This is a genomic window from Rhizobium grahamii CCGE 502 (assembly GCF_000298315.2).
Lineage (GTDB): Bacteria > Pseudomonadota > Alphaproteobacteria > Rhizobiales > Rhizobiaceae > Rhizobium > Rhizobium grahamii.
In genome coordinates, this window is the sequence record NZ_AEYE02000030.1 from 1 (window position 1) to 26,981 (window position 26,981).

A 26,981-nucleotide genomic window follows, 5' to 3' on the forward strand; every position below is an offset into this window, starting at 1 on the left:
GGAGGACAGTGCAAAGTCTCGCTTGCCACTGGCTGAGTCTCACGCCGCAACGGCAGGTCGGGTTGGCCAAAACACTCATGAAAACAGGCGGGTCTTCTCACAGGCGAAGACTGGTCAAAAATTGATCGTGTCGGAAAGGTCCGATCTACGGAAATTTTGTGGAGCTGCGTACCGCTTCGCCAAAAAGCCGTAATGACACCGGTGAATATCTCGTTCATAGGTGATGACGACTTCGCTTTTTCTGAGGAGGAATTTCATGAAGCTTATGCGTGTTGGAGAGGCTGGCCGTGAGAAGCCCGCCATGCTCGATTCAGATGGCAGGATCCGCGATCTTTCCGCGCATGTTGCGGATATTGGCGGCGAAGCGATCTCGCCCGAAGGCTTGTCGAAGCTTCAGGCTATTGACCCGAAGAGCCTGCCGGAATTGGCACCCGGTCGTATCGGCGCCTGCGTTGCCGGAACCGGAAAGTTCATTTGCATCGGCCTGAATTTTTCCGACCATGCTGTGGAAACTGGCGCGACCGTCCCGCCGGAGCCCGTCATCTTCATGAAGGCAACATCGGCAATCGTGGGGCCGAACGACAATGTCCTCATTCCGCGCGGCTCCGAGAAGACCGACTGGGAAGTGGAGCTCGGCGTCGTCATCGGCAAAACGGCGAAGTATGTCAGCGAAGCCGACGCGCTTGATTATGTTGCCGGCTATTGTGTGTCCCATGACGTCTCTGAGCGGGCCTTCCAGACGGAGCGTGCCGGTCAGTGGACTAAGGGCAAGTCCTGCGACACGTTTGGTCCGATCGGCCCCTGGCTCGTCACCAAGGACGAAATCGCGGATCCACAAAACCTCGGGATGTGGCTGAAGGTCAATGGCGAAACCATGCAGAACGGCTCGTCGAAGACGATGGTTTATGGCGTTGCCTACGTTGTGTCCTATCTCAGCCAGTTCATGTCCCTGCATCCGGGCGACGTCATCTCGACCGGGACGCCTCCTGGCGTCGGCATGGGCATGAAGCCACCGCGGTTCCTTAAGTCCGGTGACGTCGTCGAGCTCGGCATCGAGGGTTTGGGCTCACAGATGCAGACCTTCGTGGCTGATCGCTGAGACCCCATTCCGAGATCATTAAGCATTCGAGCGCACCATCATGCCGGGATAATTTTCCCGGCATTTCTTTTTGCGGTGCGGATGCCAATGTTGCTGCGCAACAAAAACCTGTTAATCTGCGTTGAGGTGCCAGCACGTCGTTGGAAAGAATCCGATGCCTTTTCAATCGGCGTCGTCTTCCAGATTAGAGAAAGGTGGCGCATCTCATGTTCTATCAGCTTTATGAATTGAACCATGCTGCATTGGCGCCTTATCGCGCTTTCGCCGATATCATGCGCATGGTCTATGCCAATCCGTTCAATCCCATTTCGCAGACGCCTTGGGGCCGCACTATGGCGGCAAGTCTCGAAATGTTCGAGCGCACAACGCGCCGCTACGGCAAACCCTCATTCGATCTGAAAGAGACCGTCATCGGCGACCGAAAGGTTGCTGTCCGGGAAGAGATTGTCTGGTCACGCCCCTTCTGCAATCTGCTCCATTTCGCTCGCAATGTTCCGAGTGGTCATGTACCGGACCCGCGCATTCTCGTTGTTGCGCCGATGTCCGGTCACTATGCGACGCTGCTGCGCGGCACCGTTGAGGCGCTATTGCCAAGTGCCGACATCTACATCACGGACTGGATGGATGCTCGCATGGTGCCGATGACCGAAGGCACCTTCGATTTCGATGACTATGTCGACTATATCATCGAAATGCTGCGCTTCCTCGGTCCAGACACCCACGTCATCGCCGTCTGTCAGCCGTCCGTACCCGTACTGGCCGCGGCCGCGGTGATGGAGGCGGAAAACGATCCGTTTTCACCATCTTCGATGACATTGATGGGCGGGCCGATTGATACGCGCATCAATCCGACGGCGGTAAACCAGCTAGCCAAGGAGCGGTCGTTGGAGTGGTTTGCCGACAACGTGATCATGAACGTGCCGTGGCCTCAGCCGGGCTTCATGCGCCCGGTCTATCCAGGATTCCTGCAGCTGTCAGGCTTCATGTCGATGAACCTCGATCGGCACGTGATCGCGCACAAGGAATTCTTCATGCACCTCGTGAAGAACGACGGTGAGCCGGCCGAGAAGCACCGCGATTTCTACGACGAATATCTGGCGGTCATGGATTTGACGGCCGAGTTTTACCTTCAGACGGTCGAACAGGTGTTCATCAAGCACGCGCTGCCGAAGGGCGAATTGGTCCACCGCGGCAAGCTTGTCGATCCCGCCGCGATCCGCAACGTTGCCCTTCTGACCGTAGAAGGCGAGAATGACGATATCTCGGGCGTCGGCCAAACTCAGGCTGCTCAGACCATCTGCGTCAACATCCCCGACAACATGCGCATGCACTACCTGCAGCCTGATGTCGGCCACTATGGCGTCTTTAACGGCTCGCGCTTCCGCCGCGAAATCGCTCCGCGCATCGTCAATTTCGTCAGGGAACATGCGCGCACAGGAAAGCCTGCTGTAAAGCGGGTGATCAAAGGCGGTAAGTCTAGTTGATTTAGGTGATTCTGAATTAGTAATTGCATTTCAAGGCGTTGTACGATTTGGACGTGCCCCGTCTTGAAGCTTCCTGGCCGTGTAACCACATCGATTCCAGCGTTCGGCATCTTGCCGGGCGCGGAAAATGCGAGGACACCGCACGATGAACCAGTCAGCATTGCTTCGCCCGGATTGGACTCCGGCTACCATTGCCCTGATGATCCTCGGCTTCGTGGTTTTCTGGCCTCTGGGTCTCGCCATGCTCGCCTACATCATCTTCGGGGAGCGCCTGCGCGGTTTCAAGCTCGACGCCAACAATGCCGCAGATGGATTCTTTGCCGGCTGCCGACGTTCGCATAGCCGCTATCGCCCGCATTTCTCGACGGGCAATGTCGCCTTCGACGACTGGCGGAAGGCCGAGCTCGATCGGCTCGAAGAAGAACGTCGCAAATTGGATGAGATGCGCGAAGAGTTCGATTCCTACGTAAGCGAACTGCGCCGCGCCAAGGACCAGGAAGAGTTCGACCGCTTCATGCGCGATCGCAAGAACGCCAAGCGTGACGACAACGGACCGGTAGCAGAATACCAGACGCCGTAATTCCAGCACTGTTCAGCACTGAAACTTGAACCGGCATCGTTGATGCCGGCTTTTCTTTGTCTGCAGGACTGGCGAATCATATAGAAAGAACCCATGTTCCCGCTTCTCGCAAAGCCACGCCGCAGCGTTCGAAAGCCGGCTCCGCCGGAGACCCGAACGCTTGACGTGGCTGGTCGCCTGATGCCGCTGACGATCAAGCAGCACGAGCGGGCGACCCGCATTACCCTGCGCATCGAGCCGGGTGGCAGGGCACTGAAGATGACGATCCCGAGTGGACTGGCACAACGTGAGGTCAACGCATTTCTCGACCGTCACCAGGGTTGGTTGCTCACCAAGCTTGCCAAGTTCTCCACGGACGCCGGCCTACACGACGGAGGCATCATCCTCTTTCGTGGCGTTTCGCATCGTATTCATCACACGGGCAGTCTTCGCGGATTGACGGAAGCGATTGTCGTCGATGGTAAGCCCGTCTTGAAGGTCAGTGGCATGCCCGAGCATGTCGGTCGACGCATCGCAAACTTCCTGAAGAAGGAAGCGCGGGCGGATCTCGAGCGGCTGGCAACGCTGCATGCTCGTTCGATCAACACGCCGATCAGGTCGATTTCCATGAAGGACACCCGCAGCCGTTGGGGGTCCTGTTCGTCTGAGGGAAATTTGAGTTTTTCCTGGCGCATCGTCATGGCGCCGCCATCCGTCGTCGACTATCTGGCGGCCCATGAAGTGGCCCATCTCAGGGAGATGAACCACGGACCGCGTTTCTGGACGCTTTGCAAGAAGCTCTGCCCCCATATGGAAGAGGCAAAGGCCTGGCTGAAGCGTCATGGCAGCCAGCTTCACGCCATCGATTTTGACTGATCAAAGCCTCGCAAAATTCAGCTTTTGTCGCGATTTGGCTCGACTCCAAGCGCTTTTCATGTCACTCCGCTGCCATGAAACCGGATATCAAGATCTGTGGGCTGAGCACGGCTGAAACAATCGATCGCGCCGTTGCGCGCGGTGCGACGCATATCGGCTTCATCTTCTTTGAAAAGAGCCCGCGTTATGTCGAGCCCGATATCGCTGGCAAGCTTGCGGAACCGGTTCGCGGCAAAGCCAAGATCGTTGCCGTAACCGTAAATCCGAGCAACGACGATCTCGATGAGATCGTGGCACTGCTGAAACCCGATATTCTTCAGTTGCACGGCGACGAGAGCCCAGAGCGCGTTTTGACCATAAAGGCGGTGTATGGACTGCCTGTCATGAAGGCCTTCTCCGTGCGGACGGCTGACGACCTGAAGCGGGTCGAGGCTTACATAGGCATTGCCGATCGTTTCCTGTTCGACGCCAAGCCCCCGAAGGGATCCGATTTGCCCGGTGGCAACGGGGTTTCCTTCGATTGGAGCTTGCTCTCTTGGCTTGACGACAATGTGGATTACATGCTTTCCGGTGGGTTGAACAAAGCCAACATTGCCGAGGCGCTCGCCATGACCAAGGCGCCTGGGATCGATGCGTCCTCCGGTGTCGAAAGTGCGCCGGGTGTCAAGGACGTGGCAATGATCGACGAGTTTTTCGATGCGGTCGAATGGGCTTGCCAGCCCGAAGCGGCCTCAGGGAGTTGAGAGTGAACCAGACGCCAAAACCGAATTCCTTCCGTTCCGGCCCTGATGAAGACGGCCGTTTCGGCATTTACGGCGGCCGCTTCGTCGCCGAGACGCTGATGCCTTTGATCCTCGACCTTCAGGACGAGTGGAACAAGGCAAAGGACGATCCGGAATTCCAGGCGGAGCTGAAGCAGCTTGGTACCCACTACATCGGCCGCCCAAGCCCGCTCTATTTCGCCGAACGCCTGACAGCCGAACTCGGTGGCGCGAAGATCTACTTCAAGCGCGAAGAGTTGAACCACACCGGTTCGCACAAGATCAACAACTGCATCGGCCAGATCCTGCTCGCCAAGCGCATGGGCAAGACCCGCATCATCGCGGAAACAGGTGCGGGTCAGCATGGCGTTGCCTCCGCAACCGTTGCCGCCCGCTTCGGCCTTCCTTGCGTCGTTTACATGGGCGCAACCGACGTTGAGCGTCAGGCGCCGAATGTGTTTCGCATGAAGCTGCTTGGCGCCGAGGTGAAGCCCGTCACGGCCGGCCATGGCACGCTCAAGGACGCCATGAACGAGGCGCTGCGTGACTGGGTCACCAACGTCGATGATACCTATTACCTCATCGGCACGGCTGCCGGCCCGCACCCCTATCCGGAAATGGTCCGCGACTTCCAGGCCGTGATCGGTACCGAAGCTCGTGAGCAGATTTTGGAAGCGGAAGGTCGGCTGCCGGATCTCGTCATCGCTGCCGTCGGCGGTGGTTCGAATGCGATCGGCATCTTTCATCCATTCCTCGACGATGAGAGTGTCAAGATCGTCGGCGTTGAAGCTGGCGGCAAGGGCCTCAATGGCGACGAGCACTGCGCCTCGATCACCGCAGGTTCGCCCGGCGTTCTGCATGGCAACCGCACCTACCTGCTCCAGGACGGTGACGGCCAGATCAAGGAAGGACATTCGATTTCCGCTGGTCTCGATTACCCCGGCATCGGCCCGGAACATTCCTATCTGAACGACATCGGTCGCGTCGAATATGTCCCGATCATGGACCATGAGGCGCTCGATGCCTTCCAGACGCTCACCCGCCTCGAAGGCATCATTCCGGCGCTGGAGCCGTCGCATGCGCTCGCCGAAGTCATCAAGCGCGCCCCGAAGATGGGCAAGGACGAGATCATCGTGATGAACCTCTCCGGCCGCGGCGACAAGGACATCTTCACTGTCGGCAAGATTCTGGGAATGGGTGAGTAAGTCATGACCGCACGTATGGATAAACGCTTCGCCGATCTGAAGGCGGAAGGCCGGCCGGCACTCGTCACCTATTTCATGGGCGGTGATCCGGACTACGAGACCTCGCTCGGCATCATGAAGGCCCTGCCGGAAGCGGGCTCCGATGTCATCGAGCTCGGCATGCCCTTCTCCGATCCGATGGCCGATGGCCCGGTGATCCAGATGGCTGGCCAGCGCGCTCTGAAGGGCGGTCAGACCCTAAAGAAGACACTGCAGCTTGCAGCCGATTTCCGCAAAGCCGATGACGCAACACCGATCGTATTGATGGGCTACTATAACCCGATTTATATCTATGGCGTGGACAAGTTCGTCGATGATGCGCTGGCGGCCGGCATCGATGGCCTCATCATCGTTGATCTTCCGCCGGAGATGGATGACGAACTCTGCATCCCCGCCCTCAAGAAGGGGATTAATTTCATTCGCCTGGCAACGCCGACGACGGATGAAAAGCGCTTGCCGACTGTTCTCAAGAACACATCGGGCTTCGTCTATTACGTGTCGATGACGGGTATCACCGGCTCGGCGCTACCGGATACATCTCTCGTCTCCGGCGCCGTCAAGCGCATCAAGCAGCATACCGAGCTGCCCGTTTGCGTTGGCTTCGGCGTCAAGACCGCCGACCATGCGAAGGTCATCGGCAGCTCGGCCGATGGCGTCGTCGTCGGCACCGCAATCGTCAATCAGGTGGCAACGAGCCTCACCAGGGATGGGAAGGCGACCGCCGACACCGTCCAGGCCGTCGCCGCCCTTGTTCGTGGACTGTCAACGGGGACACGTTCGGCGCGCCTTGTTGCTGCCGAATAGTTTCCCCACATTGGCAAGAGTCAATCAGGAGTTTTCGACTTGAACTGGATCACCAACTACGTCCGCCCCCGCATCAATTCCATGCTGGGCCGCCGCGAAGTGCCGGAGAACCTCTGGATCAAGTGCCCGGAAACGGGTGAAATGGTCTTCCATAAAGATCTGGAGAGCAACAAGTGGGTCATTCCGGCCTCCGGCTATCACATGAAGATGCCGGCAAAGGCTCGTCTTGCCGATCTTTTCGATGACGGCGCCTACGAAGCGCTCGTCCAGCCGAAGGTCGCACAGGATCCGCTAAAGTTTCGCGATTCCAAGAAATACACGGACCGCCTGAAGGACAGCCGCGTTAAGACCGAGCAGGAAGACACGATCGTTGCCGGCGTCGGCAAGGTTCGTGGCCTGAAGCTCGTCGCCGTCGTTCACGAGTTCAACTTCATGGGCGGTTCGCTCGGCATTGCCGCCGGCGAGGCAATCGTGAAGGCCTTCGAGCGTGCCATTGCGGAGAAGTGCCCGCTGGTCATGTTCCCGGCCTCGGGCGGTGCTCGCATGCAGGAAGGCATCCTGTCGCTCATGCAGCTGCCACGCACGACCGTTGCCGTCGACATGCTGAAGGAAGCGGGGCTGCCCTACATCGTCGTTCTGACGAACCCGACCACGGGTGGTGTTACGGCGTCTTACGCGATGCTCGGAGATCTGCACCTGGCAGAGCCCGGCGCGGAAATCTGCTTTGCCGGCAAGCGCGTCATCGAGCAGACGATCCGAGAAAAGCTGCCGGAAGGCTTCCAGACGTCGGAATACCTGCTGGAACACGGCATGGTCGACATGGTGGTCAAGCGCCACGATATTCCGGATACGCTGGCGCGCGTCCTGAAGATCCTGACCAAAAAGCCTGCAGCAAACCTCAACAAGGAAAGCGGGACGCTCGCGATCGCCGCGAGCGCCTGAGCCAACTGGGGCGGGTCGCGCGATGATACCAAGGGGCCAGGCCGCAGTGAGCGAAGCAGCGCAGGAAATCGACAAGCTCATGGGATTGCATCCCAAGGGCTTTGATCTGTCCCTCGACCGCATTACCCGACTGCTTTCAGTTCTCGGCGACCCGCAGAAGAAGCTGCCGCCCGTTATTCACGTGGCGGGTACGAACGGCAAGGGATCGGTGACGGCCTTTTGCCGGGCCTTGCTGGAAGCCGGCGGTTACAGCGCGCATGTCCATACTTCCCCGCATCTTGTAAACTGGCACGAGCGCTACCGGATCGGCGTCAAAGGTGGTCGCGGCCAGCTGGTCGATGATGCGGTTTTCGCCGAGGCTGTGCGACGCGTCGCATCCGCCAATGATGGTCAGAAGATCACCGTTTTTGAGATCCTGACCGCCGTCACCTTCATCCTTTTTTCCGAGCATCCGGCGGACGCGGCTATCATCGAGGTCGGCCTCGGTGGCCGTTTCGATGCGACGAACGTGATTTCCGACCCCGCCGTCTCCGTCATCATGCCGATTTCGCTGGACCATCAGCCTTATCTTGGCGATCGCGTCGAACTGATTGCGGCCGAGAAGGCCGGCATCATGAAGCGCCGTTGCCCGGTCGTTATCGGCAAGCAGGAGTATGATGCCGCGCTCGACGTCCTGATGTCGACTGCAGAGCGACTGAATTGCCCGACGGCCGTCTTCGGCCAGGACTATATGGCACACGAGGAATATGGACGCCTCGTCTATCAGGACGAGTTTGGCCTCGCCGACCTGCCGTTGCCGCGTCTTCCGGGTCGCCACCAGTATGCCAATGCTGCGGCAGCGATCCGCGCCGTCAAGGCTGCCGGCTTCACGGTTACCGAGACCATGATGGAAAAGGCGCTGCTGTCGGTCGAGTGGCCGGGTCGCCTTCAGCGACTGAACGACGGGCATTTGATGGCCAGTGCCCCGGCCAAAGCGGAAATCTGGGTCGATGGCGGCCACAATCCTGGCGCTGGCGAAGTCATCGCCGAAGCCATGGCGAATTTCGAGGAAAAGCAGTCACGGCCGCTGTTCCTGATCATTGGGATGATCAACACCAAGGATCCGATCGGCTACTTCAAGGCTTTCAAGGGACTTGCCGAAAAGGTCTATTGCGTGCCGATCCGCGGCAGCGACTCGATGATTGACCCGGTTATCCTGGCAAACGCCGCATATGATGCGGGCCTAGTCGCGGAGCCGATGTCGACTGTCAGCGACGCGTTGGAAGCAGTCAAGGAAGGCGCCTTCGAACAGGCCCACCCGCCACGCATCCTGATCGGCGGTTCTCTTTATCTCGTCGGCGATGTGCTTGCCGACAACGGCACACCCCCGAAATGAAAAAAGCCCGGTCAAATGCCGGGCTTCTTCTTATGTGCTGATAGGCAATGCTTAAGCGGCGCTTGAGATCCAGCTCGAAAGAGCGGTCTTCGGGGCAGCGCCAACCTTGATGTCAGCAACTTCGCCGGCCTTGAACATGGCGAGCGTCGGAATGGAGCGGACGCCGAACTGAGCGGCCAGTTCCGGGTTCTCATCGATGTTGAGCTTGGCGACCTTCACCTTGCCCTGAAACTCGACAGCGAGTTCTTCGAGGCTGGGGGCAATCATCTTGCACGGGCCGCACCATTCAGCCCAGAAATCGACGACGACGGGTTCTACGGATTCCAGAACTTCCGACTGGAAGTTGTTGATATCGACTTTTACGGTAGCCATGGCTGCTCCTTTACGGATTCCTGTTGAAACACATGTGAGCGTGCGGTGCGGGAATTTCAATGCCCGGTATTTCACTTTGTTTCGAGCTGCGCAAGCGCCGACGCCAATGCATCGGGCGTCAGGGTGTGAACGGAACCATTCTCGGTGTAAACCAGCACGCAATCGATGCGTTTGCCGGGATAGAGCGGCGCCAGGATTTCACGATAAATTGCAAGCTGAGCTTTGTGGGAAAAGGGAATCGTCTCTGCCGTCTGTGGCGGAACGCGATTGGTCTTGTAGTCGAGCACCACGACCCGATCCTCGAAAACTGCCATTCGATCAACGCGGCCGGAAACGGCGTGGTCGAGTCCGGCGATCGTCAGGGTGCCCATGACCGCGACTTCCGCCTGCGCGTGAGTTGAGAACACGGCCTTTAGATCGGGATCCCCCAATAGTTTCAGGACCGAATCTACGAGTCGCCGACGCTCGCTCTCCGGCCAGAAGCGCGCGGCGCGCTCGACGTAGCGCGCCGCTGCATCGGCCTGCTCGCCGCGCGGCACATCCGGCAGCGTCTGCAGCATGCGGTGTAGGAGCCGCCCTTTTTGCAGGGAGCGATCCGGTTTGCCCTTTTCGTCAAAGAGCGGCGAGGCGACCAGAAGATCATCAGCACCATCGTCCACAATGGTCCCGACGCCGGAAGGGCTGAGCGGTCGGGGCAACTGTCTTCGCGGCGGCAGCGGCTTTGCCAGGCTTGGGGGGATATTCTCCGGCCTTGCGGTCTGTTCGGTGCGCACCAGCCGTTCGAAGCTGCGCTCAATTCGGGGCACGCGCCATTCGATACCGGCCCAGGTGCCGTCCGGTCCGGAGAATGTCGCAGCGGAGACATGCGGATGACTGTCCGTCATCGCTGTCGAGATCATTGCATGCCAGGTATCAGTGTTCGGACGAATGCCCCGGTAACCGCAAACGATTAGGCGATCCGCAGCTCGCGTCATCGCGACATAGAGTAGCCGGCGATATTCCTGTTCCGCGAGCGATTGGAGGCGCGTCGCGTCAATTTGGGTGAGCGAGTTGCTGAGATCGCCGAGCGGAACCCAGGCTGGCATCGGCGGTTCGCCATGCTCCTGTTCAAGAAGCCGAAGCTTAGGCATGTGCGAATGTATGAAGGCCTTTGATCCGCCGTCAACGAGGTACACGATCGGCGCCTCCAGACCTTTTGAAGCGTGGACGGTCATGATCCGGACTTCGTTCCGCCCCTTGTCCTGCTCGCGCTTAACCTCCGGCGCCTCAATCTCGAGCGTCGAAATGAAGGACTGCAGGCCGGGCAGGCCCGAGTTCTCGTGATCGAGCGCGAATGTCAGGAACTCGTCGAGAATGTCGCTTACCTCGGTCCCGAGGCGGGCAAGGAACTGTCGTCGGCCACCGTGGCATCCCAACACGCGCGCGTAGAAATCGTGAACCGACAGTGCTTTCGATTCATCGAGGAAAAGCTTGAGACGTAAAACCGCCACTTCGAAGCGCGAATTGCCATCGGCGGCGAACTTCTGCGCGTGAGACCAGGCACTTTCGCCCTCCGCACGAAGGGCAGCAACTGCAAAGACGTCGTCCTCGCTCAGATCGAGAAGCGGGCTCTTCATCAGCGCGGCCAGCGAGAGATCATCTTCCGGCAACAGCAGAAAGCGGCCGAGAGCCACCAAGTCCTGCACCGCGATGTGGCTCGTCAGGCGCAGGCGGTCAGCACCGGCGACCGGTATGTCGCCGCGACGTTTTAAGGCGCGTGTCAGCGCGTTGACGAAGGCATCGCGCTTCCGAACGAGCACGAGGATATCGCCGGCGTCGATCAGTCGCTCCTTACCCTTCTCGACGATCGTTTCCTTGCCAACCAGATTGCCAATCGTGTTGGCGATGCGACGCGCAAGAATGGACGCCGGCGCGCTCTCCGGTGTAGCGTCAAAGGGTGCGGTCCAGTCTTCCTCCTTTATCGTCGCCTCCGGCGCCACCATCTCCCAGAGGTCGACCGCGCCGGGGTTACCGATACGGTTGGAACGGTGAACCACTGGTTCACCTGTCGCACTCAGCCCACGGGCATTCTCAGCTGGCGTGAAAATGTGATCAACAGCGGCAAGGACGTCCGAGGTTGAGCGGAAGGACAGCGGTAATCGCACCGTCGAGAAGGCAAGTCCGCTCTGGGAAACGCGCCGGCGCGTCTGTTGGCTTTCTTCGGAAAAGCGCTCGGGGCGGGCACCCTGGAACGAGTAGATAGACTGCTTTTCGTCACCAACGGCAAACAGGGTCCGCACCGCGGTGCGGGCGCTCTCGCCCGAAAAGAAATCCTCGGCCAGCGACTGGATGACGCTCCATTGGATCGGGCTGGTATCCTGTGCTTCGTCGACGAGAATATGGTCGATGCCCTGGTCGAGCTTGTAGTGGATCCACGGGCCAACGTCGCTCTTGTTCAACAGCTCTGCAGTCCGCGTTATCAGATCCTCGAAGTCGAGTTGGCTACGCTGCCTCTTAAGGTCGTCGTAATCCTTGTTGAGACGGTCGGCGAGGACCAGCGCGGCGCGGGTGGCCTCGTACATGCGCACCGTTTTCAATCGATCCCGGCACGATATGACGTGCGCTCGCGCCGTTGCGACGGCATCAGCGAGTTCTGGCGCCTCCTTCAACATCGCCTTCACGAAAAACTGTGAATCCGCCTTTGGCTCTCCCTTTCCCTTAAGGAAGACTTTCTCCAGCAGCAAAGCACGCCTCGCATAGTCGCGTTCGCGTGCGGCCGACCGCAAGGCGGCTGCAATATCGTGTGCCTTGGCACCGCCCTTCTGGTCCGCAAGGCTTAGATACTGGTTAAGCATCTCGCCACGCAGCCCCGCGAGGGGCCAATAGGCCTCGGCAATGCCAACCGTAGTGTCATTTTCGGAGAGAGAGAGCTTCGTGCGCAGGACGGCTTCGATGCCGCCCCTACGCTCGGCATCCTGGGCAAACGCTTGGATCGCATTGCGGTTGGCGATGATCTCCCCGAGGAGGTTTTCGAGGCCTGACTCATCGCCGAGATTGAGCACATAGGCGAAGGCTTCCGCCAGCGCCGGGTCATCCTCTGGTGTCGTTGCGGTGAGCAGTGACCGTCGCGCGTCCGAAAGAAGCGTCGCGGCTGCGCGGTCGTCGAGCACGGAAAAGTGGCCGGCCACATTCGCTTCCAGTGGAAACTGATGCAACAGCGCCTCGCAGAATGCATGGATGGTCTGGATCTTCAGTCCTCCCGGAGTCTCGAGCGCTTTGGCAAAAAGCCGCCTCGCTTCCGCGAGCTTTGCCGGCTCCGGTGTTTTGCCTTCGATCTGCGCAATGCGCTCCTCAAGCTCCGCATCGGTCAAAACGGCCCATTCGGCGAGCCGTTCGAACACACGGTTCGACATTTCCGATGCTGCCGCCTTCGTATAGGTCAGGCAGAGGATCGCCGACGGGCGGGCCCCGGCCAATAGCAGGCGGATAACGCGCTGTGTCAGGACGTGGGTCTTCCCGGATCCTGCATTGGCCGAAACCCAGGCAGACCGTTGAGGGTCGGATGCGATGGACTGTTGGATCGTCGTCCAGCTCGTCCAGGCAACGGGATCGTCGCCCTCGGGCAATGTTGTTTCGTTACTCATCGCCGGCTTCCTCGTCGCTCTCCGCCGCCGACCATTCCGAGACGCGGGCCAAGTGATCGTAGTCGCCACCAAAATCGAATTGCTGTGCCGGCAAGAGCCGCGAGGTAAAGCCCTTTTCACCGGATTGTAGCAGTGAGACAAACTTTATGAGCTGATCGATCGACTCAGCGGCCAGATCCATAGCCGACTTTGTCTTGTCGTTCCTGGTCGACGTCTCGTTGTTGACGGTGTCGACCTGGAAGCGATCTCCCGGGCGAAGTCGCACATAGAGAAGATTCTGCGGAACGAGACTGCCGGCATCCTTGAATGCGCCGGCGTGAAGCGCGGCGGCCTCCAGCGCCAACTGGGGATCGAGAAGGGCGCGTGCTTGAGACGGAGACGGATTGTATCCGGTCTTGTAGTCGATGATATCGGCAGCTCCTGTCCCCGTAATGTCGATCCGGTCGGCGATACCGCTGAGCCTGAGATTGACGTGCTCCAACTCGACGCCGCCGCGAACCTCGGTCAGCGTTCTTCGGATATCCGGCCGTCGTCGCGCCTCCCAATCGAGAAAGGCGCGAGCAACCTCGCGAAAGCGCGGGCGCCAGACGGTATCGATGTGTGCGGGCAGTTGTTCCGTATCGAACAGCTCCGTCAAAATGACCTCCATCGCCGTTTCCGCCGCGGGTGTTCCGGCAATGTGGCCCTCGCGGATGAAGCGATCGATGACCTTGTGATAGAGCGTTCCTCGTTCGGCGGCGCCGGGATCCCGGTTGAAGGGCGCAACAGGGTCAAGCCGCAGAATCCGGCGCGCGTAGATGGCGTAGGGGTCGCGCCGAAGCCGCCCTACCTCACTGAACGAATAGGACTTCGGCTGCATTTCCTGTGGCGGCGTTGGGCTGGGCCGTTGTGCCGGCGCCTGACGATCGCTGCCCTGATCGATCAGATTTGCCCAATGCACAAAATGGCCTCCACGATCCTTCAGCTCCGCCTCGAACTCCTTCCCGCCAAACGCGAGCAGTCGCTGCAGCCACCGCGACGCAACAGTTGGCGTAGAACCTTGCCTGAGCGCACGCGAATAGATGAGATGACGCGTGCCGTTGGCCATTTCGAAGTCGTGCGCCAGTTGGCCAATCCGTCGCTCCGGCGGTTCGAGCCCGATCTCGGTCTTCATGGTGCGGGAAACAAAGGGATTGTTGGACGTTTGTCCGGGCCACGACCCTTCGTTCAGTCCACCAAGGATGAGCGTGTCTACGCTCTGCAGGCGCGCTTCCAGCGTACCGAAGATGAAGAGCCTTGGATGACTTAGCGCCCTCGGCTTTGCCGCCTGGCCTGCGAGAAGTGCCGCGGCAATATCGATCCACTGCGGCCCGTCGGCGTTGATCTGTCCTTCGGTTTCAATGACTTCGCCAAACATTGACGCCAGCGTGTCGCCCGCTTCCCCCGACCAGAGCCCGGCAAGGTCACCGCGATCGTCGCGGGCTACAGCCTCCAGGGCGCGCCCGGTGCGCTTCGCCCAGTCGGAAAGGGCAAAACTGGTCGTCAGTCCTCGCTCTTCGGATAGGCTTCGAACGAGCGCCGAGGCAAGTGGTTCGGTGGCTTCGGCAATGCGATTGGCGAGGGCGCGGGCCTGATCGACTGCACTGGCAGGGAGCGCCTTTCGCCATTGGGGGGCGTGACGATCGTGGGCCTGCTTGGACAGTTGCTGCTCGAGAAGCGGTTCGAGCGCAGAGATGTCGACGTCGGCTACGCCACCTCGGAGTGCGAGAAGCTCCAGTGCCGCAACGGCTTCGACAAGCGTGCTACGCTCCAGCCCAAAGCGGGCCAGTGGATGCTTGAGCAGTCCGACTATGGCGACCGGATCGCCGGGCCGAAGCGTTGCTTCGAGCAACAACTGCAGCAATGTTCCCTGTGGTGTTGCGGAAAGCGGAGTGCCGGCAGAGTCATCAGCAACGATGCCAAAGCGCGAGAGTTCGGTGGTTACGCGGCGGGCGAGGTTTCGATCGGGCGTGATCAATGCCGCCCGGCTCTCGCCATCCTTACCGGGTCGCTCGAGAGCCAAACGCAGGGCGATCGCGATCGCGGTCGCCTCCTCTCGCTCGTTGCCTGCCTCGATCAGCGAGACATCGGCAAACGCTGTCGGGACTGCCGTAGTGGCTACCTTCGCCTTCCAGCTTCCCCAGTCACTGGTTGCCTCCGCAGGGGAGAGCGCATGCGACAGGATTTCAGCGCGTTGCTGCAGCTCCTCTGCTGGCTCCGCAAGTGGCACAACGTCCTCGCGCGTCAATTTCAGGCGCTTCAGCAACTGTGCCAGGCCGTATTGCGAGTGACTGCGGCTCGCGGGATCCACTGGCTCGTCCGGTGCCACCATTCGCCAGTGTTCGTCCGGCATCCCGAGGTCAAGGCCCGGTAGCACGATGACGCCTTCCTGAAGGTTAGCGACCGCAGCAATGAGGTCGGCCGTCGCCGGCACCGAGCCGGTGGATCCCGCTATGATAATGGGTCCCATCGGTCGGGTTGTCGCAAGACGGTTTGCTTCCGCCCGAAGGACTGCGTTTCGGTGCCTCGCCGGCGACGACTTGCCGAGCTCGTTCAGTCTCTCCGGCCAGAAGGCGCTAGCGATCTGAAGGAATTCCGCCGTCAGTTGCCACCAAAGCGCATAATCCTTGGCATTCAATCGGGACAGTTCGCTCCAATCCCGATCCTCGGTTTCAATCGCATCGATGAGTTCTGCAAGGTTGCGCGCGAGCCAAATGGCGTCGGCAGGACTTGCGGGCGCAACGAGCGGCGAATCGGAATGGATGCTGCGGACAATCTCCGGAAGCTTGTTTCGCCAGGCGAGGATGAGCCGGGCGAGTTCCAGCAGCCGGGCGGTATTCGAGAGCGGCTGGGCAAGATCCAGGGTTGCCGGTAGGGCCTCGTCGAAATAGCCGCTGTCATCGTCGGTTTCGCCGAGTGGGCGGATGACCGGCAGGATCGCAGACCGGCCGCCCAGAAGATCGACGAATTCCGAACGAAGAACACGTGCGGCACGCCTCGTCGGCAGATAGATCGTGGTTTTGGAAAGCGATAGAGGATCGTCGGGATCATACCGGAAATGCGGTGTCAGCCGGCCCTCACAAAGGCTTTCGGCAAGGGTCCTCAGAAAAGGAAGCCCCGCGGGGATGGTTAAGACCCTTGGCCGGTGATGCTCGGCCATTCGTCATGCAAACGTCCGGTATCGCCGGATCGTTTCCTCCGCCTCGCCGATCGCTTCGGGCGTACCGACCGTGAGCCAGTGTCCTTCGAGCACCGTGCCGTAAAGCCGGCCGCGAGAGATCGCCTTGTCGAAATAGAGATTGAGATTGAAGGGATCGGCCGGAGCGTCGTCAAGGAATGATGTGTCCATGGCAATGGCGCCGGCGTACACGACCGGGCTCGGCCCGCCATCGGCGAAACGCATCAACGCGCCGTCGCTGGCCATATTGAAATCATTCTTGCCGTTGTGACCGGTGGTATCTTCCAACTTCACGCAGAGCATAGCCATGTCCATGCTTTCCGGTCGGAAGAATCCGGCTAAGCGTGTCAGGTTGCTCGGCGCGTCTGGCCGCTCTCCAATCCAGAAGAGATCCGCATTCGTGACGAAAACCTTGCCGGGAGCAAGCAGCTTCAAGCCCTTCGCAAGTCCACCGCCGTTGTTCATCAGCTTCTCGCGCTCATTGGAGATAATGATCTCGAGGTCTCGGTATGAAGCGAGATGAGCCAGCATCTGGTCTGCGTGGTGATGAACATTGACCACGACCCTCTCGACACCGGCTTCGGCAAGCGAATCCAGCGCGTAGTCGATCATCGCCTTGCCGTCGATCTTCACGAGCGGCTTCGGGATCGTGTCGGTAATCGGCCGCATGCGGGTCCCGAGACCTGCAGCGAGAACCATGGCTTGTTTGATACTCATCTGATCCGAGAAATTATGATTCGCTTGGTACTATTCCAGCCCTTACGCACCAGTCGCGCAAGGGGGCAAGCGCTTCATGCTTCAGCGCAACGGAAAGATACGAGAGGGTGCGCGGCATATGTTTCATATAGCCAGGTTTTCCATCTCGTTGCATCAAGCGAACCCACAGGCCGGCAAGCTTGCAATTGCGTTGCGCCGACATGATCGCCCAGCTCTTCAGGAAGCGGATTTCATTGAAGCTGCCTTCTACTCTGCGCAGTGACAGATAGTCGTCCATCAATTGCCGGAAAAGATCCGGAGAGATCGTGACGCGCGCATCCTGCACGATAGACGCAAGGTCATAGGCCGTTGGGCCGATCATTGCGTCCTGGAAATCAATCAGTCCAACGCGCTCAATGCCTGTCTCGTTCTCGCGCCAGATGATGTTGGGTGAATGAAAATCGCGGAGGAGAAGGCTCTTTTCCGCCGTGTCCAATTCGTCGATCAGCCTATCCCAGATGGCAAGATAGTCATCCCGCTCGGCATCACTGGCTGCGGTGCCGCCACGCTTCCAAGGCAGGTGCCAATCGAGAACGAGGCGCACCTCCATCTTCATCGCCGTCCGGTCGAAATCCGGGATGTGATGGACATGGTTGACCGTGACGCGGATGTCCTGCGGGATTGTCAGCGAATGGAGATGTGCGAGGCACGCGACGCTTGCCCGATAACGATCGACGATAGGCCGGCCTTCCGCGTCCAGAACACCGTCCGCGCCAAGGTCTTCTAGGAGCAGAATACCCTGATCGTAATCCACCTTGTAGACTTCGGGGGCTGCAAAACCCTCTCTCCTAAGCACATTGGCAATCGCAACGAAGGGATAGGCATTTTCCGCGATATGCGCGACCTTTGGATATGGCTTGCCATCCAGAACCGGTGGTCCCTCCGGCAGCGGCGGCCAATCCATCAGCACGCGTCGCTTCCCGTCTTCGGCGTAGACGGCCTCGTAGGCTCGCAGTGAGGCATCTCCCGTCAGGAAACGACGCTTTGCGTCGGAATATCCTGCGTCATCGAGGAAATCACGTATTGCGAGGACACGGCGGATTCGTGCCGCCTGTTTTCTCGGCGCAACAATGGCTACGCGCCGACCTGCACCCTCGTGCTCTAGCTTCAGCATAATCCGGTCTGCCGGCAGCTCGCCGGCGGCCATCTCAGGCCATTCCACGAGGCAGATGCCGTCCTGGAGCGCCTCATCGAAGCCAAGTTCGGTCAGCTCGGCCGGATCGCCAAGACGGTACAGGTCGAAGTGCGCGACCGGAATGCGCAGGTCATACGCCTGCACAAGCGTGAAGGTGGGGCTCGGCACCTCGAGTTCGTCGTCATCCGCCATGGCGCGCAGAAATGCGCGGGCAAGCGACGATTTGCCGGCGCCAAGATCGCCGGACAGCGCAAGGCAATCACCTGGCTTCAACGCCAGCGCCAAATCCTCGCCAAAGCGGATTGTTTCCGCCTCATCCTTCAGGAAGAGGGAAATGCCGGGAGCCATCATTCGGCTGCGACGGACGTCGGAAGATCGACCGAAGGAATCCGGCAGGTCACGATGGTGCCCTTGCCCGGTTGGCTGTCGATGGTGACCGTCCCGTGGTGAAGACTGACGAAACTGTCGACGATCGAAAGCCCAAGGCCGGCGCCGCCCCTCTTGCCATTTTTTGCGCCGGTGGCGAATCTGTCGAACACATTGGCGATCATATCCTGCGAAATGCCAGGGCCACGATCACTGACGGCAAAGACGAAATCCATGCCCTCACGCTTGCATTCGAGCGAGATTGACGAGCCTTCCGGCGAGAAGTTGGCGGCATTGGAAAGTAGCTTCACCAGGATCTGCTTCAGCCTTTGCGGGTCAGCAACGATCGAGCCCAGATGTGCGGGAGCCGTAATCTCCAGTGTTACGCCGCTTTCCTGCAGTCTGTCGGCAATCTGCATCGACACGTCGTCAAGCAGGTCGCCAAGATCGATCGCCGAATAGTTGAGCCGCATGATTCCGGCGTCGACGGTGGCTAGATCGAGGATATCGTTGACCAGCGTCAGCAATACCGAAGAGGACGTGGAAATGTGATCGATATATTCGGCCTGCCGGTCGTTCAGCGGTCCGAGCCCCGGCGTGCGCAGCAGATCGGTGAAACCGATGATGTTGGTAAGCGGCGAGCGTAGCTCGTAGGAAACATGCTGGACGAAGTCGTTCTTAAGCTCGTCCGCCTTGCGCAGCGCCTCGTTCTTTTCCGTCAGGGCGCGCTCGGCACGGACGCTGTCGGTCATGTTGACGAAGGTCAGCATCGTCTGCGCGTTAGGCAACGGAATGACTGCATAGTCGAGCACGAGGCCTGAAAATAGTTCGAGCGTCCCCTGGCTGGAACGGCGCTCGTCGTCGAAGCTGGTGATCAACTCGCCAAAGGTCTTCCATCCGTCCGGACGGTCATAGGACTGAGAGCAAGACTCTCCAAGGGCACGGATGTGCGTCCCTGCCTTCGCCTCGGCCTCGGTAATTCCCCAGAGTGCACGGAAAGCGGGATTCGAGAGGCGAATGCGCCCGTCGGCCCCAAAGACCGCCACACCTTCTGATAGATGGTCGATCGTCTCGCCCTGTACCTTGAGAAGCGTGTTGTAGCGTGTCTCGAGGTCGACCTGTTCGGTGAGGTTCTCGAATACCCAAGTCGCACCACCCTGAGGATGTGCTGTTGCAAAGACCCGCAATGTCTGGCCGTTCGGCAGGTGCCAGAGGTCAGATTGGGTATCGAGGGCACGGTAGACCGAAAGCGCGGCTTCCTTCCAGGATTTCCAGTTGAGTTGATCCGGCAGCTTCTTGGCAGCCCTCAGGCGCTCCAACAATTCCGCGTTGTCGGGCCGGCTCTCGAGGAAAGCGATATCAAGTTGCCAGAGAGAAACGAAAGCCTGATTATAGAATTGCAGTCGACGGTCACCGTCGAAGATCGCGACAGGCGTTGCGAGGTGGTCGAGTGTTTCGGCGTGGCTCTTTAGCGTGCGCTCGAGCTCGGCGCGAACAGCTTCGATGCCGGAAACGTCGACAGCTATCCCGGCGGAGCCGCTCGGGACCTTTACATCGACGACGTCGAAGAAGGTTCGGTTGCCGGACACCACGGTGGAGATCTTGTCGTGGAATGGCGACTCAGTTGTCGCCGTCGCGCGGATCCGCTCACGGGCAACGGTTGTTAGAAACTCACGACCCTCGTTGACGGCCTGCTCCGGCGTGGTTGCCTCGACGGCTTCGCCGTAGGCCTGATTAACCCAGGTCAGTCGGCCTTCGGTATCACGCTGCCAGGCTGGAAGGTCGATTGCATCGAGCATGCTCTGGAATGCCGAGATCGAGGACAATAGTCTGTCCCGTTCGATCTTCAGTTCGGCAAGCTCGGCCCGTAGATTGTTCAGCGCGACAAAGCGGACGAATGCACGTCCGCCCGAAACTCGGCCCTGCGCCTCGAGGATTTCTTCGCGATGGGTTTCGACAACCATGTCGAAGCTGTGGGCCGATCCGCGCAGGCGATCGATCGCACGCTCAAGCTCAGACGCCGACCGCGGCTTCAACCACAATCCGAAGGCCAGGAACTCGCTGTCTTGCGGCGCGCCGGTTTCGGCCGGCAGCTGACCGATCAGTTCAGGACGCTCGCCGCCGTCCCAGATGACGATCCGACGATTCTTGTCCGCAATCAGGGCCTGATACTGCGAAATACGCTGTTGCGCGTCAGAGAGGGCCGAGCGGATTTCACGGCTTTCGCTTTCGAGGTTTCCGCGCTGGCGCACAACCCAAAGGGTCGAAAGCAGCGCGGCCGAAATCACACCGATCACCACGGAGAGACCAACAACCTGCGATGAGGTGAAAAGATGCGCCGCTGCAACAGTCTCGGTCTCGACCTGCGCGAAAACCGGCCGCGCAATCGATGCGATGGCCGTGCCAGCGGCAAAAATCCGTGCCACGCGAGACACGATGCCGGTGCTGACAGGGTTTCGTTCGCCCGATTGGACCGGGCAGTGGTCAGCGTAAGCGCCAACCTCTGCCTGTTCGACCAGGCTGTGCGTCATTTCCGACATGCGCGGTATGTCTCCGTCCTTTAATGTGCCGCATCACGACAAGACATCCCATTTTCGAAGCAAACGGACACGTCCGTGGCTACGAATCGAGTGTTAAAACAATACTTCGGAAGGGAATCGGCGGGAAGGTGTGTGCCAAAAAATAAGGGCGCCGCATTTGTCAATGTGGCGCCCTCTAGATGTTGTGGATATCAATCCTGCGATCAATATCTGTAGTGGTCAGCCTTGAACGGGCCTTGCGGCTTTACGCCGATATAGGAAGCCTGCTCCTCAGAAAGCTGCGTCAGCTTTACCCCGAGCTTATCGAGGTGAAGGCGTGCGACCTTCTCGTCGAGGTGCTTCGGCAGGATGTAGACCTGGTTCTGGTACTGGCCGGGCTTGGTAAAGAGCTCGATCTGCGCCAGCGTCTGGTTTGTGAACGAAGCCGACATCACGAAGGACGGGTGGCCGGTCGCGTTGCCGAGGTTCAGCAGGCGGCCTTCCGAGAGCAGGATGATGCGGTTGCCCTTCGGGAATTCGATCAGGTCGACCTGCGGCTTGATGTTGGTCCACTTCAGGTTACGCAGCGCAGTGACTTCGATTTCGTTGTCGAAGTGGCCGATGTTGCCAACGATCGCCATGTCCTTCATCGCGCGCATGTGGTCGATGCGGATGACGTCCTTGTTGCCGGTCGTGGTGATGAAGATGTCGGCGGAAGATACAACGTCTTCGAGCGTGACGACTTCGAAGCCATCCATGGCTGCCTGCAGCGCGCAGATCGGATCGACTTCCGTGACCTTGACGCGGGCGCCGGCGCCCTGAAGCGAAGCAGCCGAACCCTTGCCGACGTCGCCGTAACCGCAGACGACGGCAACCTTGCCGGCCATCATCACGTCGGTGCCGCGGCGGATACCGTCGACCAGCGATTCCTTGCAGCCGTACTTGTTGTCGAACTTCGACTTGGTGACGGAGTCGTTGACGTTGATTGCCGGGAACGGCAGCAGGCCCTTCTGGCTCAGCTGGTACAGGCGGTTGACACCCGTGGTGGTTTCTTCGGTCACGCCCTTGATCGCGTCGCGCTGCTTGGTGAACCAGCCAGGCGTTGCGGCAAGGCGCTTCTTGATCTGCGCGAAGAGGATTTCTTCCTCTTCTGAATGCGGGTTCGACAGTACGTCTTCGCCAGCTTCGGCGCGAGCGCCGAGCAGGATGTACATGGTGGCATCGCCGCCATCGTCGAGGATCATGTTGGAGAAACCACCATCGGTCCACTGGAAGATCTTGTCGGTATAGACCCAGTAATCATGCAGCGACTCGCCCTTGATGGCGAAAACCGGAACGCCGGAAGCGGCGATCGCGGCGGCAGCATGGTCCTGCGTCGAGAAGATGTTGCACGATGCCCAGCGGACTTCAGCACCGAGTGCAACGAGCGTCTCGATAAGAACGGCAGTCTGGATCGTCATGTGCAGCGAGCCAGTGATGCGCGCGCCCTTCAGGGGCTTCGCCTCGCCGAACTCAGCGCGGCAGGCCATCAGGCCCGGCATTTCGGTTTCAGCGATCGTGATTTCCTTGCGACCGAAGTCTGCGAGGCCGATATCGGCGACGATATAATCTTTTTCAGTGCTCATTGGGTTTTCTCCAGGCTGAAAAGCGGCTCAAAAATTCAAAGGCGCACAAAGGGCACCACATGCGTCCACGCAGTCTGCGCGGCGATGAAAGGCCGTTTAGCAGGCTTCTATGACGAAGGCAATAATGATATAAAGAAGTCTTTATATGTTTATATGAGCCGGGAGAAGCTCACATTTCCTCGCCGAACCGGTTCTGGATCAGCTCGTCGAGCGCATCGAGCGCTTGTGCAGCCTGGTTGCCGCTGGCCGAGATCAAGACGCTGGAGCCCGGGCTTGCCGCCAACATCATCAATCCCATGATCGATGTCCCGCCGACCGTCATTCCGTCTTTCGATACAGTGATGGCGGCATCGAAATTCTCGACCAGCTGTACGAATTTTGCCGAAGCGCGTGCGTGCAATCCGCGCTTGTTGATGATCAGAATTTCACGGGAGAGTGCCGTCATGGGCGCGATGTGCTCACTATTTGCCACTGAGAACGCGGCTCGCGACGTTGATGTATTTCCGGCCGGCCTCGGAGGCTTCGACGAGCGCCTTCTCCATGTTGTTCTCGCCGCGTACACCCGCGAGCTTGATGAGCATCGGTAGGTTCATGCCAGCAATGACTTCCGTGTGGCCGCTGCTCATGACTGAGATTGCCAGGTTGGAGGGGGTACCACCGAACATGTCTGTCAGGATGACAACTCCATGGCCGTCATCGGCACGGGATACTGCTTCCAGAATATCTTGTCGCCTCTGATCCATGTCGTCTTCGGGACCGATACAGACCGTTTCGATGAATTTCTGAGGACCGACAACGTGTTCGACCGCATGACGAAACTCTTCAGCCAGCTTGCCATGAGTGACAAGCACAAGTCCGATCATGATATTACTGCTCCTAATGGCATATTCCAAACGGTGGCCCCAATATCGCAATGCAGCAATCGCGTCCACCGTGGGGGCACATCTTGGCGATGAAAACCCGAAGTGCAAGACAAAAATACGACTTTATGGGCCGGTTTTGCCGATTCTGCGGGCATTACTGTCCGATGTCCGGTGCTTTTGCCATCAATATCGCCAGCGGTAGTGGAGTATTAGCCAGCAACCGAATGACCGGCAGTTCTATGCTGCCAGCAATAGTTGTTCGCTCGCCTTCTGGCGGCAACCGTTTCTCGCCAGTAGGGCTCGCAGGAAGGATAGCGTAGTGCATCGCGGCGCTGGCAATGTGCGGCAGGCGAACGAGGCCGGTGCCGCGCAATTCCAGCAAACCGGCAATCGAGGCAGGGCACGCTGCAATCACCGATCCATCCACTTCCGAAAGCAGTGCTTGATCGTCGGCGACGAGCGCTGAGGAAATGCCGAGGCGTTGTGCTTCATTGATGCAGGTGAACGCCAGCATCGATTTCCCCCAGCCCGACGGCCCCATGAAGAGAAGGCCGGTCTTGCCGACGACGATGGCCGTTGCGTGGATATTTGATGGCTTGTCCATCACAAGGTAGTGTCGGCGGGAAGGGCGAGGATGAAGCGCGCTCCGAGCAGTTTTTCGGTTTCGGGATCGATGATGTTTTCCGCGCGCAGCGACCCACCATGTGCTTCGGCGATCTGACGGCTGATCGACAGGCCGAGGCCCGAATTCTGTCCAAAGCCTTCGGATTCCGGTCGGTCGGTATAGAAGCGCTCAAAGATGCGATCGATGTCTTCTGCCTGGATGCCCGGACCGTTGTCTTCCACGTATACAATGCAGCGAGACCGCGTTCGGACCAGTCGCACGGTGATCCTGCCGTCGTGTTCCGGAACAAAGGAGCGGGCGTTTTCGATGAGGTTGGTAACGATCTGTCCGATGCGCAGGTCATGGCCGTTTACGACGAAACGTGTCTTCACGCCCGGCTTGCGCTCGATCGCGAATTCGATTTGTACTTCTTTTCTGCGGCTGCGAATTTGCCGCGATACGTCGATGAAATCGCGAAGCAGAATCTCTAGATCGACCGAGCCGGCGTCATCGCGCGCCAATTCAGCATCGAGACGAGAGGCGTCGGAAATGTCGCTGATCAGACGGTCGAGCCGACGAACGTCGTGCTGGATGACATCAAGAAGCCGCTTCTTGGACTCGTCTGTTTTTGCCAGAGGCAGCGTTTCGACGGCGCTGCGGAGCGACGTCAGCGGATTCTTCAGTTCGTGGCTGACGTCGGCCGCAAAGCTTTCGATCGCGTCGATGCGGTCGTAGAGCGCGGTCGTCATTTCGCGCAGCGCAATGGAGAGGTTGCCGATCTCGTCCTGGCGGGCGGAAAAGTCGGGAATTTCTTCGCGTTCCTTCGCGCCGCGGCGCACGCGGATGGCGGCAGCCGACAGGCGCCGCAGCGGGTTGGCGATTGTTGACGACAAAACGAGAGACAAGAGAACGTTGACGAGTGTCGCGACGCCAAAGACGCGCATGATGCCGAGGCGCTCGGCGTGAACGATGTTATCGATATCGCCGGCTTGGGTAGATAGGAGCAGCACGCCCAGAACAGCACGGAACCGCTGGATCGGAACGGCAACCGAAACGATCAACTCGCCCTTTTCCGTAGTGCGAACCACAGCGCCGCGAACACCAGTCAGTGCGTTCATGACTTCGGGATAAATCGAGCCGTCGCCACCCGGGGCTTCCTTGTAGAGGGGAAGGTTTCCTGGTTGCAGGACCTTGTTGAAGATCGTCGTGAACCACTGGCTCCAGCTCTGCTCCTCGTCATCCACAGGCGGCAAATCAAAACGTAAGACCTGGCCGCGTGAATAGAGATGGCGAGAGTCGAGAAGCAGGTTGGCGTCAGCGTCAAAAATGCGTGCGCGGGTTCTGGTCGGAGAAATCAGCCGACGCAGCACAGGCGCGACCTTCTCCGGATCGATCGGGAATTCGAGATCCTCGTCGTTCGGAACCGGGGTAATACTCTGGCCGGCCTGCAGTTCGAGCAGCTTCTCGGGGTCGATGGTAATCGAGTTGGTGTCCACGGACGCGGACGCGGAAACCGCGCCGGCGATGATTTCGCCCTGCGTCAGAAGGCTTTCGACGCGAGCGTCGATCAGCCCTTCGCGGAACTGATTGAGGTAGAGAATGCCGCCGACGAGAACGACTAGCGCGGCCAGATTGAAGAAAAGGATGCGGCGCGTCAGGCTCGAAAAGACGGCGTTGCCGAAGATGCGACGGATGATCGTGAAGGGGTGCGACCAACGTCGTCCCCTGACGCGGCGGCTGCTCACGCCTTCCGCCTCATCCAGATCTCTTTCCTGCACCAACTGTGCCAACCACAGGCCCTTTCGGAGAGCGGACCGCTTTCGCGTTCATCACTCTCGACAATTCTCAGATGCCGCGCCGCTTCGGCATCAGGCTGCTTCGCGGAAGCGGTAGCCCACTCCGTAGAGCGTTTCAATCATATCAAAGTCGGTATCGACCATCTTGAATTTCTTGCGGAGCCGCTTGATGTGGCTATCGATGGTGCGATCGTCGACATAGACCTGCTCGTCATAGGCCGCATCCATCAATGCGTCACGACTTTTGACGACGCCCGGACGCTGGGCCAGAGAATGCAGGATAAGGAATTCGGTCACCGTCAGCGTCACCGGCTCGCCCTTCCAGGTGCAGGTGTGGCGTTCCTGGTCCATGACCAGCTGGCCGCGCTCCAGCGAGCGAGCGAGCTGTTGTGCCGTGCCGGGCTTTGGCGCAGCACCACCGGCGGCGGCGGCAGCCTCGCGGCTCGATGCCCGGCGCAAGACGGCGCGGACGCGCTCGACCAGCAGACGCTGCGAGAACGGCTTGGTAATAAAGTCGTCGGCGCCCATCTTCAGGCCGAACAACTCATCAATTTCCTCATCCTTGGACGTGAGGAAGATGACCGGTATGTCGGATTTCTGCCGCAAGCGGCGCAGGAGCTCCATACCGTCCATGCGCGGCATCTTGATATCGAAGATGGCAAGCTGCGGTGGGCGAGCAAGAAGACCGTCGAGGGCTGAGGCGCCGTCCGTATACGTCTCGACCTTATATCCTTCTGCCTCGAGTGCAATCGATACCGAGGTAAGGATGTTGCGGTCGTCATCAACGAGCGCGATTGTCGGCATGGTATTCGTCTCCGTCATCTATGCGCGTCTCCAGGATTTTAGAAGGTCCCCAGGCGGCCTCTCTGAACCGGATGCGCTTATCGGGATAAAGGTGGAACAAATTGTGGCAAAGATAAAGGGTTGGATTGTTCTAAAGTTTTGATCGCAACCAAGAGATGTGTCGAAAATCTGCGCGGCC

General features: G+C 59.3%; 21 protein-coding genes. 9 read left to right on the plus strand and 12 right to left on the minus strand.

What is annotated here, in order from left to right:
- Positions 1 to 256: 256 nt before the first annotated feature.
- The 9 genes from RGCCGE502_RS24350 to RGCCGE502_RS24390 all read left to right on the plus strand — a co-directional run bounded on the left by RGCCGE502_RS24350 (position 257) and on the right by RGCCGE502_RS24390 (position 9,144).
- Complete coding sequence (locus RGCCGE502_RS24350; protein WP_016556865.1) at positions 257 to 1,099, plus strand: fumarylacetoacetate hydrolase family protein; 843 nt, start codon at positions 257 to 259, stop codon at positions 1,097 to 1,099.
- 206 nt (positions 1,100 to 1,305) lie between these two features.
- On the plus strand, positions 1,306 to 2,583 hold the full coding sequence (locus RGCCGE502_RS24355) for a polyhydroxyalkanoate depolymerase (protein WP_016556866.1): 1,278 nt from the start codon (positions 1,306 to 1,308) through the stop codon (positions 2,581 to 2,583).
- Between the two features lie 145 nt (positions 2,584 to 2,728).
- A complete protein-coding gene (locus RGCCGE502_RS24360) occupies positions 2,729 to 3,163 on the plus strand; it encodes a DUF2852 domain-containing protein (RefSeq protein ID WP_016556867.1) in 435 nt (144 codons plus the stop codon).
- Positions 3,164 to 3,256: 93 nt separating this feature from the next.
- Entirely contained in the window at positions 3,257 to 4,018 is a 762-nt protein-coding gene (locus RGCCGE502_RS24365; protein ID WP_016556868.1) for a M48 family metallopeptidase, read from the plus strand.
- A gap of 74 nt (positions 4,019 to 4,092) precedes the next feature.
- On the plus strand, positions 4,093 to 4,761 hold the full coding sequence (locus tag RGCCGE502_RS24370; protein WP_016556869.1) for a phosphoribosylanthranilate isomerase: 669 nt from the start codon (positions 4,093 to 4,095) through the stop codon (positions 4,759 to 4,761).
- A 2-nt stretch (positions 4,762 to 4,763) separates the two neighbouring features.
- Positions 4,764 to 5,984, plus strand: coding sequence for a tryptophan synthase subunit beta (gene trpB / locus RGCCGE502_RS24375; protein WP_016556870.1), 1,221 nt, complete (start codon positions 4,764 to 4,766; stop codon positions 5,982 to 5,984).
- 3 nt (positions 5,985 to 5,987) lie between these two features.
- Positions 5,988 to 6,827 carry a tryptophan synthase subunit alpha gene (gene trpA / locus RGCCGE502_RS24380; protein WP_016556871.1) on the plus strand — a complete coding sequence of 280 codons (840 nt, stop codon included), beginning with the start codon at positions 5,988 to 5,990 and terminating at the stop codon, positions 6,825 to 6,827.
- Positions 6,828 to 6,866: 39 nt separating this feature from the next.
- Positions 6,867 to 7,769 carry an acetyl-CoA carboxylase, carboxyltransferase subunit beta gene (gene accD / locus RGCCGE502_RS24385; protein ID WP_016556872.1) on the plus strand — a complete coding sequence of 301 codons (903 nt, stop codon included), beginning with the start codon at positions 6,867 to 6,869 and terminating at the stop codon, positions 7,767 to 7,769.
- A gap of 22 nt (positions 7,770 to 7,791) precedes the next feature.
- Positions 7,792 to 9,144: a bifunctional folylpolyglutamate synthase/dihydrofolate synthase gene (locus tag RGCCGE502_RS24390; protein ID WP_019280557.1), complete on the plus strand. Its 1,353-nt coding sequence runs from the start codon at positions 7,792 to 7,794 to the stop codon at positions 9,142 to 9,144.
- A gap of 51 nt (positions 9,145 to 9,195) precedes the next feature.
- Here RGCCGE502_RS24390 and trxA read toward each other — a convergent pair whose 3' ends face one another.
- The 12 genes from trxA to RGCCGE502_RS24450 form a co-directional block, all read right to left on the minus strand.
- Complete coding sequence (gene trxA, locus RGCCGE502_RS24395) at positions 9,196 to 9,516, minus strand: thioredoxin (RefSeq protein WP_016556874.1); 321 nt, start codon at positions 9,514 to 9,516, stop codon at positions 9,196 to 9,198.
- 71 nt (positions 9,517 to 9,587) lie between these two features.
- Entirely contained in the window at positions 9,588 to 13,139 is a 3,552-nt protein-coding gene (gene addA, locus RGCCGE502_RS24400; RefSeq protein WP_016556875.1) for a double-strand break repair helicase AddA, read from the minus strand.
- Positions 13,132 to 16,317 carry a double-strand break repair protein AddB gene (addB, locus tag RGCCGE502_RS24405; protein ID WP_016556876.1) on the minus strand — a complete coding sequence of 1,062 codons (3,186 nt, stop codon included), beginning with the start codon at positions 16,315 to 16,317 and terminating at the stop codon, positions 13,132 to 13,134. Before addB ends, addA begins: the two co-directional genes overlap by 8 nt.
- A 3-nt stretch (positions 16,318 to 16,320) precedes the next feature.
- Positions 16,321 to 17,052 (minus strand): nucleotidyltransferase family protein, encoded by a 732-nt coding sequence (locus tag RGCCGE502_RS24410; RefSeq protein WP_016556877.1) that lies wholly within the window; start codon positions 17,050 to 17,052, stop codon positions 16,321 to 16,323.
- 13 nt (positions 17,053 to 17,065) lie between these two features.
- Positions 17,066 to 18,574, minus strand: coding sequence for a bifunctional tRNA (adenosine(37)-N6)-threonylcarbamoyltransferase complex ATPase subunit type 1 TsaE/phosphotransferase (locus tag RGCCGE502_RS24415; RefSeq protein WP_016556878.1), 1,509 nt, complete (start codon positions 18,572 to 18,574; stop codon positions 17,066 to 17,068).
- On the minus strand, positions 18,574 to 21,132 hold the full coding sequence (locus RGCCGE502_RS24420) for a PAS domain-containing sensor histidine kinase (RefSeq protein ID WP_016556879.1): 2,559 nt from the start codon (positions 21,130 to 21,132) through the stop codon (positions 18,574 to 18,576). The genes RGCCGE502_RS24415 and RGCCGE502_RS24420 overlap by 1 nt, the downstream gene beginning before the upstream one ends.
- A gap of 203 nt (positions 21,133 to 21,335) precedes the next feature.
- On the minus strand, positions 21,336 to 22,736 hold the full coding sequence (gene ahcY, locus RGCCGE502_RS24425; RefSeq protein ID WP_016556880.1) for an adenosylhomocysteinase: 1,401 nt from the start codon (positions 22,734 to 22,736) through the stop codon (positions 21,336 to 21,338).
- Positions 22,737 to 22,905: 169 nt separating this feature from the next.
- The gene (locus RGCCGE502_RS24430) at positions 22,906 to 23,181 is read right to left on the minus strand and encodes an HPr family phosphocarrier protein (RefSeq protein ID WP_016556881.1); all 276 of its coding nucleotides are present in this window, start codon (positions 23,179 to 23,181) and stop codon (positions 22,906 to 22,908) included.
- A gap of 16 nt (positions 23,182 to 23,197) precedes the next feature.
- Positions 23,198 to 23,599 (minus strand): PTS sugar transporter subunit IIA, encoded by a 402-nt coding sequence (locus RGCCGE502_RS24435; RefSeq protein ID WP_007528763.1) that lies wholly within the window; start codon positions 23,597 to 23,599, stop codon positions 23,198 to 23,200.
- Positions 23,600 to 23,753: 154 nt separating this feature from the next.
- Positions 23,754 to 24,203 carry an HPr kinase/phosphorylase gene (locus RGCCGE502_RS24440; RefSeq protein WP_016556882.1) on the minus strand — a complete coding sequence of 150 codons (450 nt, stop codon included), beginning with the start codon at positions 24,201 to 24,203 and terminating at the stop codon, positions 23,754 to 23,756.
- Positions 24,203 to 25,993 carry a sensor histidine kinase gene (locus RGCCGE502_RS24445; protein ID WP_016556883.1) on the minus strand — a complete coding sequence of 597 codons (1,791 nt, stop codon included), beginning with the start codon at positions 25,991 to 25,993 and terminating at the stop codon, positions 24,203 to 24,205. Before RGCCGE502_RS24445 ends, RGCCGE502_RS24440 begins: the two co-directional genes overlap by 1 nt.
- A gap of 78 nt (positions 25,994 to 26,071) precedes the next feature.
- Positions 26,072 to 26,803, minus strand: coding sequence for a response regulator transcription factor (locus tag RGCCGE502_RS24450; RefSeq protein WP_016556884.1), 732 nt, complete (start codon positions 26,801 to 26,803; stop codon positions 26,072 to 26,074).
- Positions 26,804 to 26,981 lie beyond the last annotated feature (178 nt).

Coding starts and splice junctions, on each gene's coding strand:
- RGCCGE502_RS24350 (WP_016556865.1), top strand. CDS start 257: ATGAAGCTTATGCGTGTTGGAGAGGCTGGCCGTGAGAAGCCCGCCATG.
- RGCCGE502_RS24355 (WP_016556866.1), top strand. CDS start 1,306: ATGTTCTATCAGCTTTATGAATTGAACCATGCTGCATTGGCGCCTTAT.
- RGCCGE502_RS24360 (WP_016556867.1), top strand. CDS start 2,729: ATGAACCAGTCAGCATTGCTTCGCCCGGATTGGACTCCGGCTACCATT.
- RGCCGE502_RS24365 (WP_016556868.1), top strand. CDS start 3,257: ATGTTCCCGCTTCTCGCAAAGCCACGCCGCAGCGTTCGAAAGCCGGCT.
- RGCCGE502_RS24370 (WP_016556869.1), top strand. CDS start 4,093: ATGAAACCGGATATCAAGATCTGTGGGCTGAGCACGGCTGAAACAATC.
- trpA (WP_016556871.1), top strand. CDS start 5,988: ATGACCGCACGTATGGATAAACGCTTCGCCGATCTGAAGGCGGAAGGC.
- RGCCGE502_RS24390 (WP_019280557.1), top strand. CDS start 7,792: ATGATACCAAGGGGCCAGGCCGCAGTGAGCGAAGCAGCGCAGGAAATC.
- trxA (WP_016556874.1), bottom strand. CDS start 9,516: ATGGCTACCGTAAAAGTCGATATCAACAACTTCCAGTCGGAAGTTCTG.
- addA (WP_016556875.1), bottom strand. CDS start 13,139: ATGAGTAACGAAACAACATTGCCCGAGGGCGACGATCCCGTTGCCTGG.
- addB (WP_016556876.1), bottom strand. CDS start 16,317: ATGGCCGAGCATCACCGGCCAAGGGTCTTAACCATCCCCGCGGGGCTT.
- RGCCGE502_RS24410 (WP_016556877.1), bottom strand. CDS start 17,052: ATGAGTATCAAACAAGCCATGGTTCTCGCTGCAGGTCTCGGGACCCGC.
- RGCCGE502_RS24415 (WP_016556878.1), bottom strand. CDS start 18,574: ATGGCTCCCGGCATTTCCCTCTTCCTGAAGGATGAGGCGGAAACAATC.
- RGCCGE502_RS24420 (WP_016556879.1), bottom strand. CDS start 21,132: ATGTCGGAAATGACGCACAGCCTGGTCGAACAGGCAGAGGTTGGCGCT.
- ahcY (WP_016556880.1), bottom strand. CDS start 22,736: ATGAGCACTGAAAAAGATTATATCGTCGCCGATATCGGCCTCGCAGAC.
- RGCCGE502_RS24430 (WP_016556881.1), bottom strand. CDS start 23,181: ATGACGGCACTCTCCCGTGAAATTCTGATCATCAACAAGCGCGGATTG.
- RGCCGE502_RS24435 (WP_007528763.1), bottom strand. CDS start 23,599: ATGATCGGACTTGTGCTTGTCACTCATGGCAAGCTGGCTGAAGAGTTT.
- RGCCGE502_RS24440 (WP_016556882.1), bottom strand. CDS start 24,203: ATGGACAAGCCATCAAATATCCACGCAACGGCCATCGTCGTCGGCAAG.
- RGCCGE502_RS24450 (WP_016556884.1), bottom strand. CDS start 26,803: ATGCCGACAATCGCGCTCGTTGATGACGACCGCAACATCCTTACCTCG.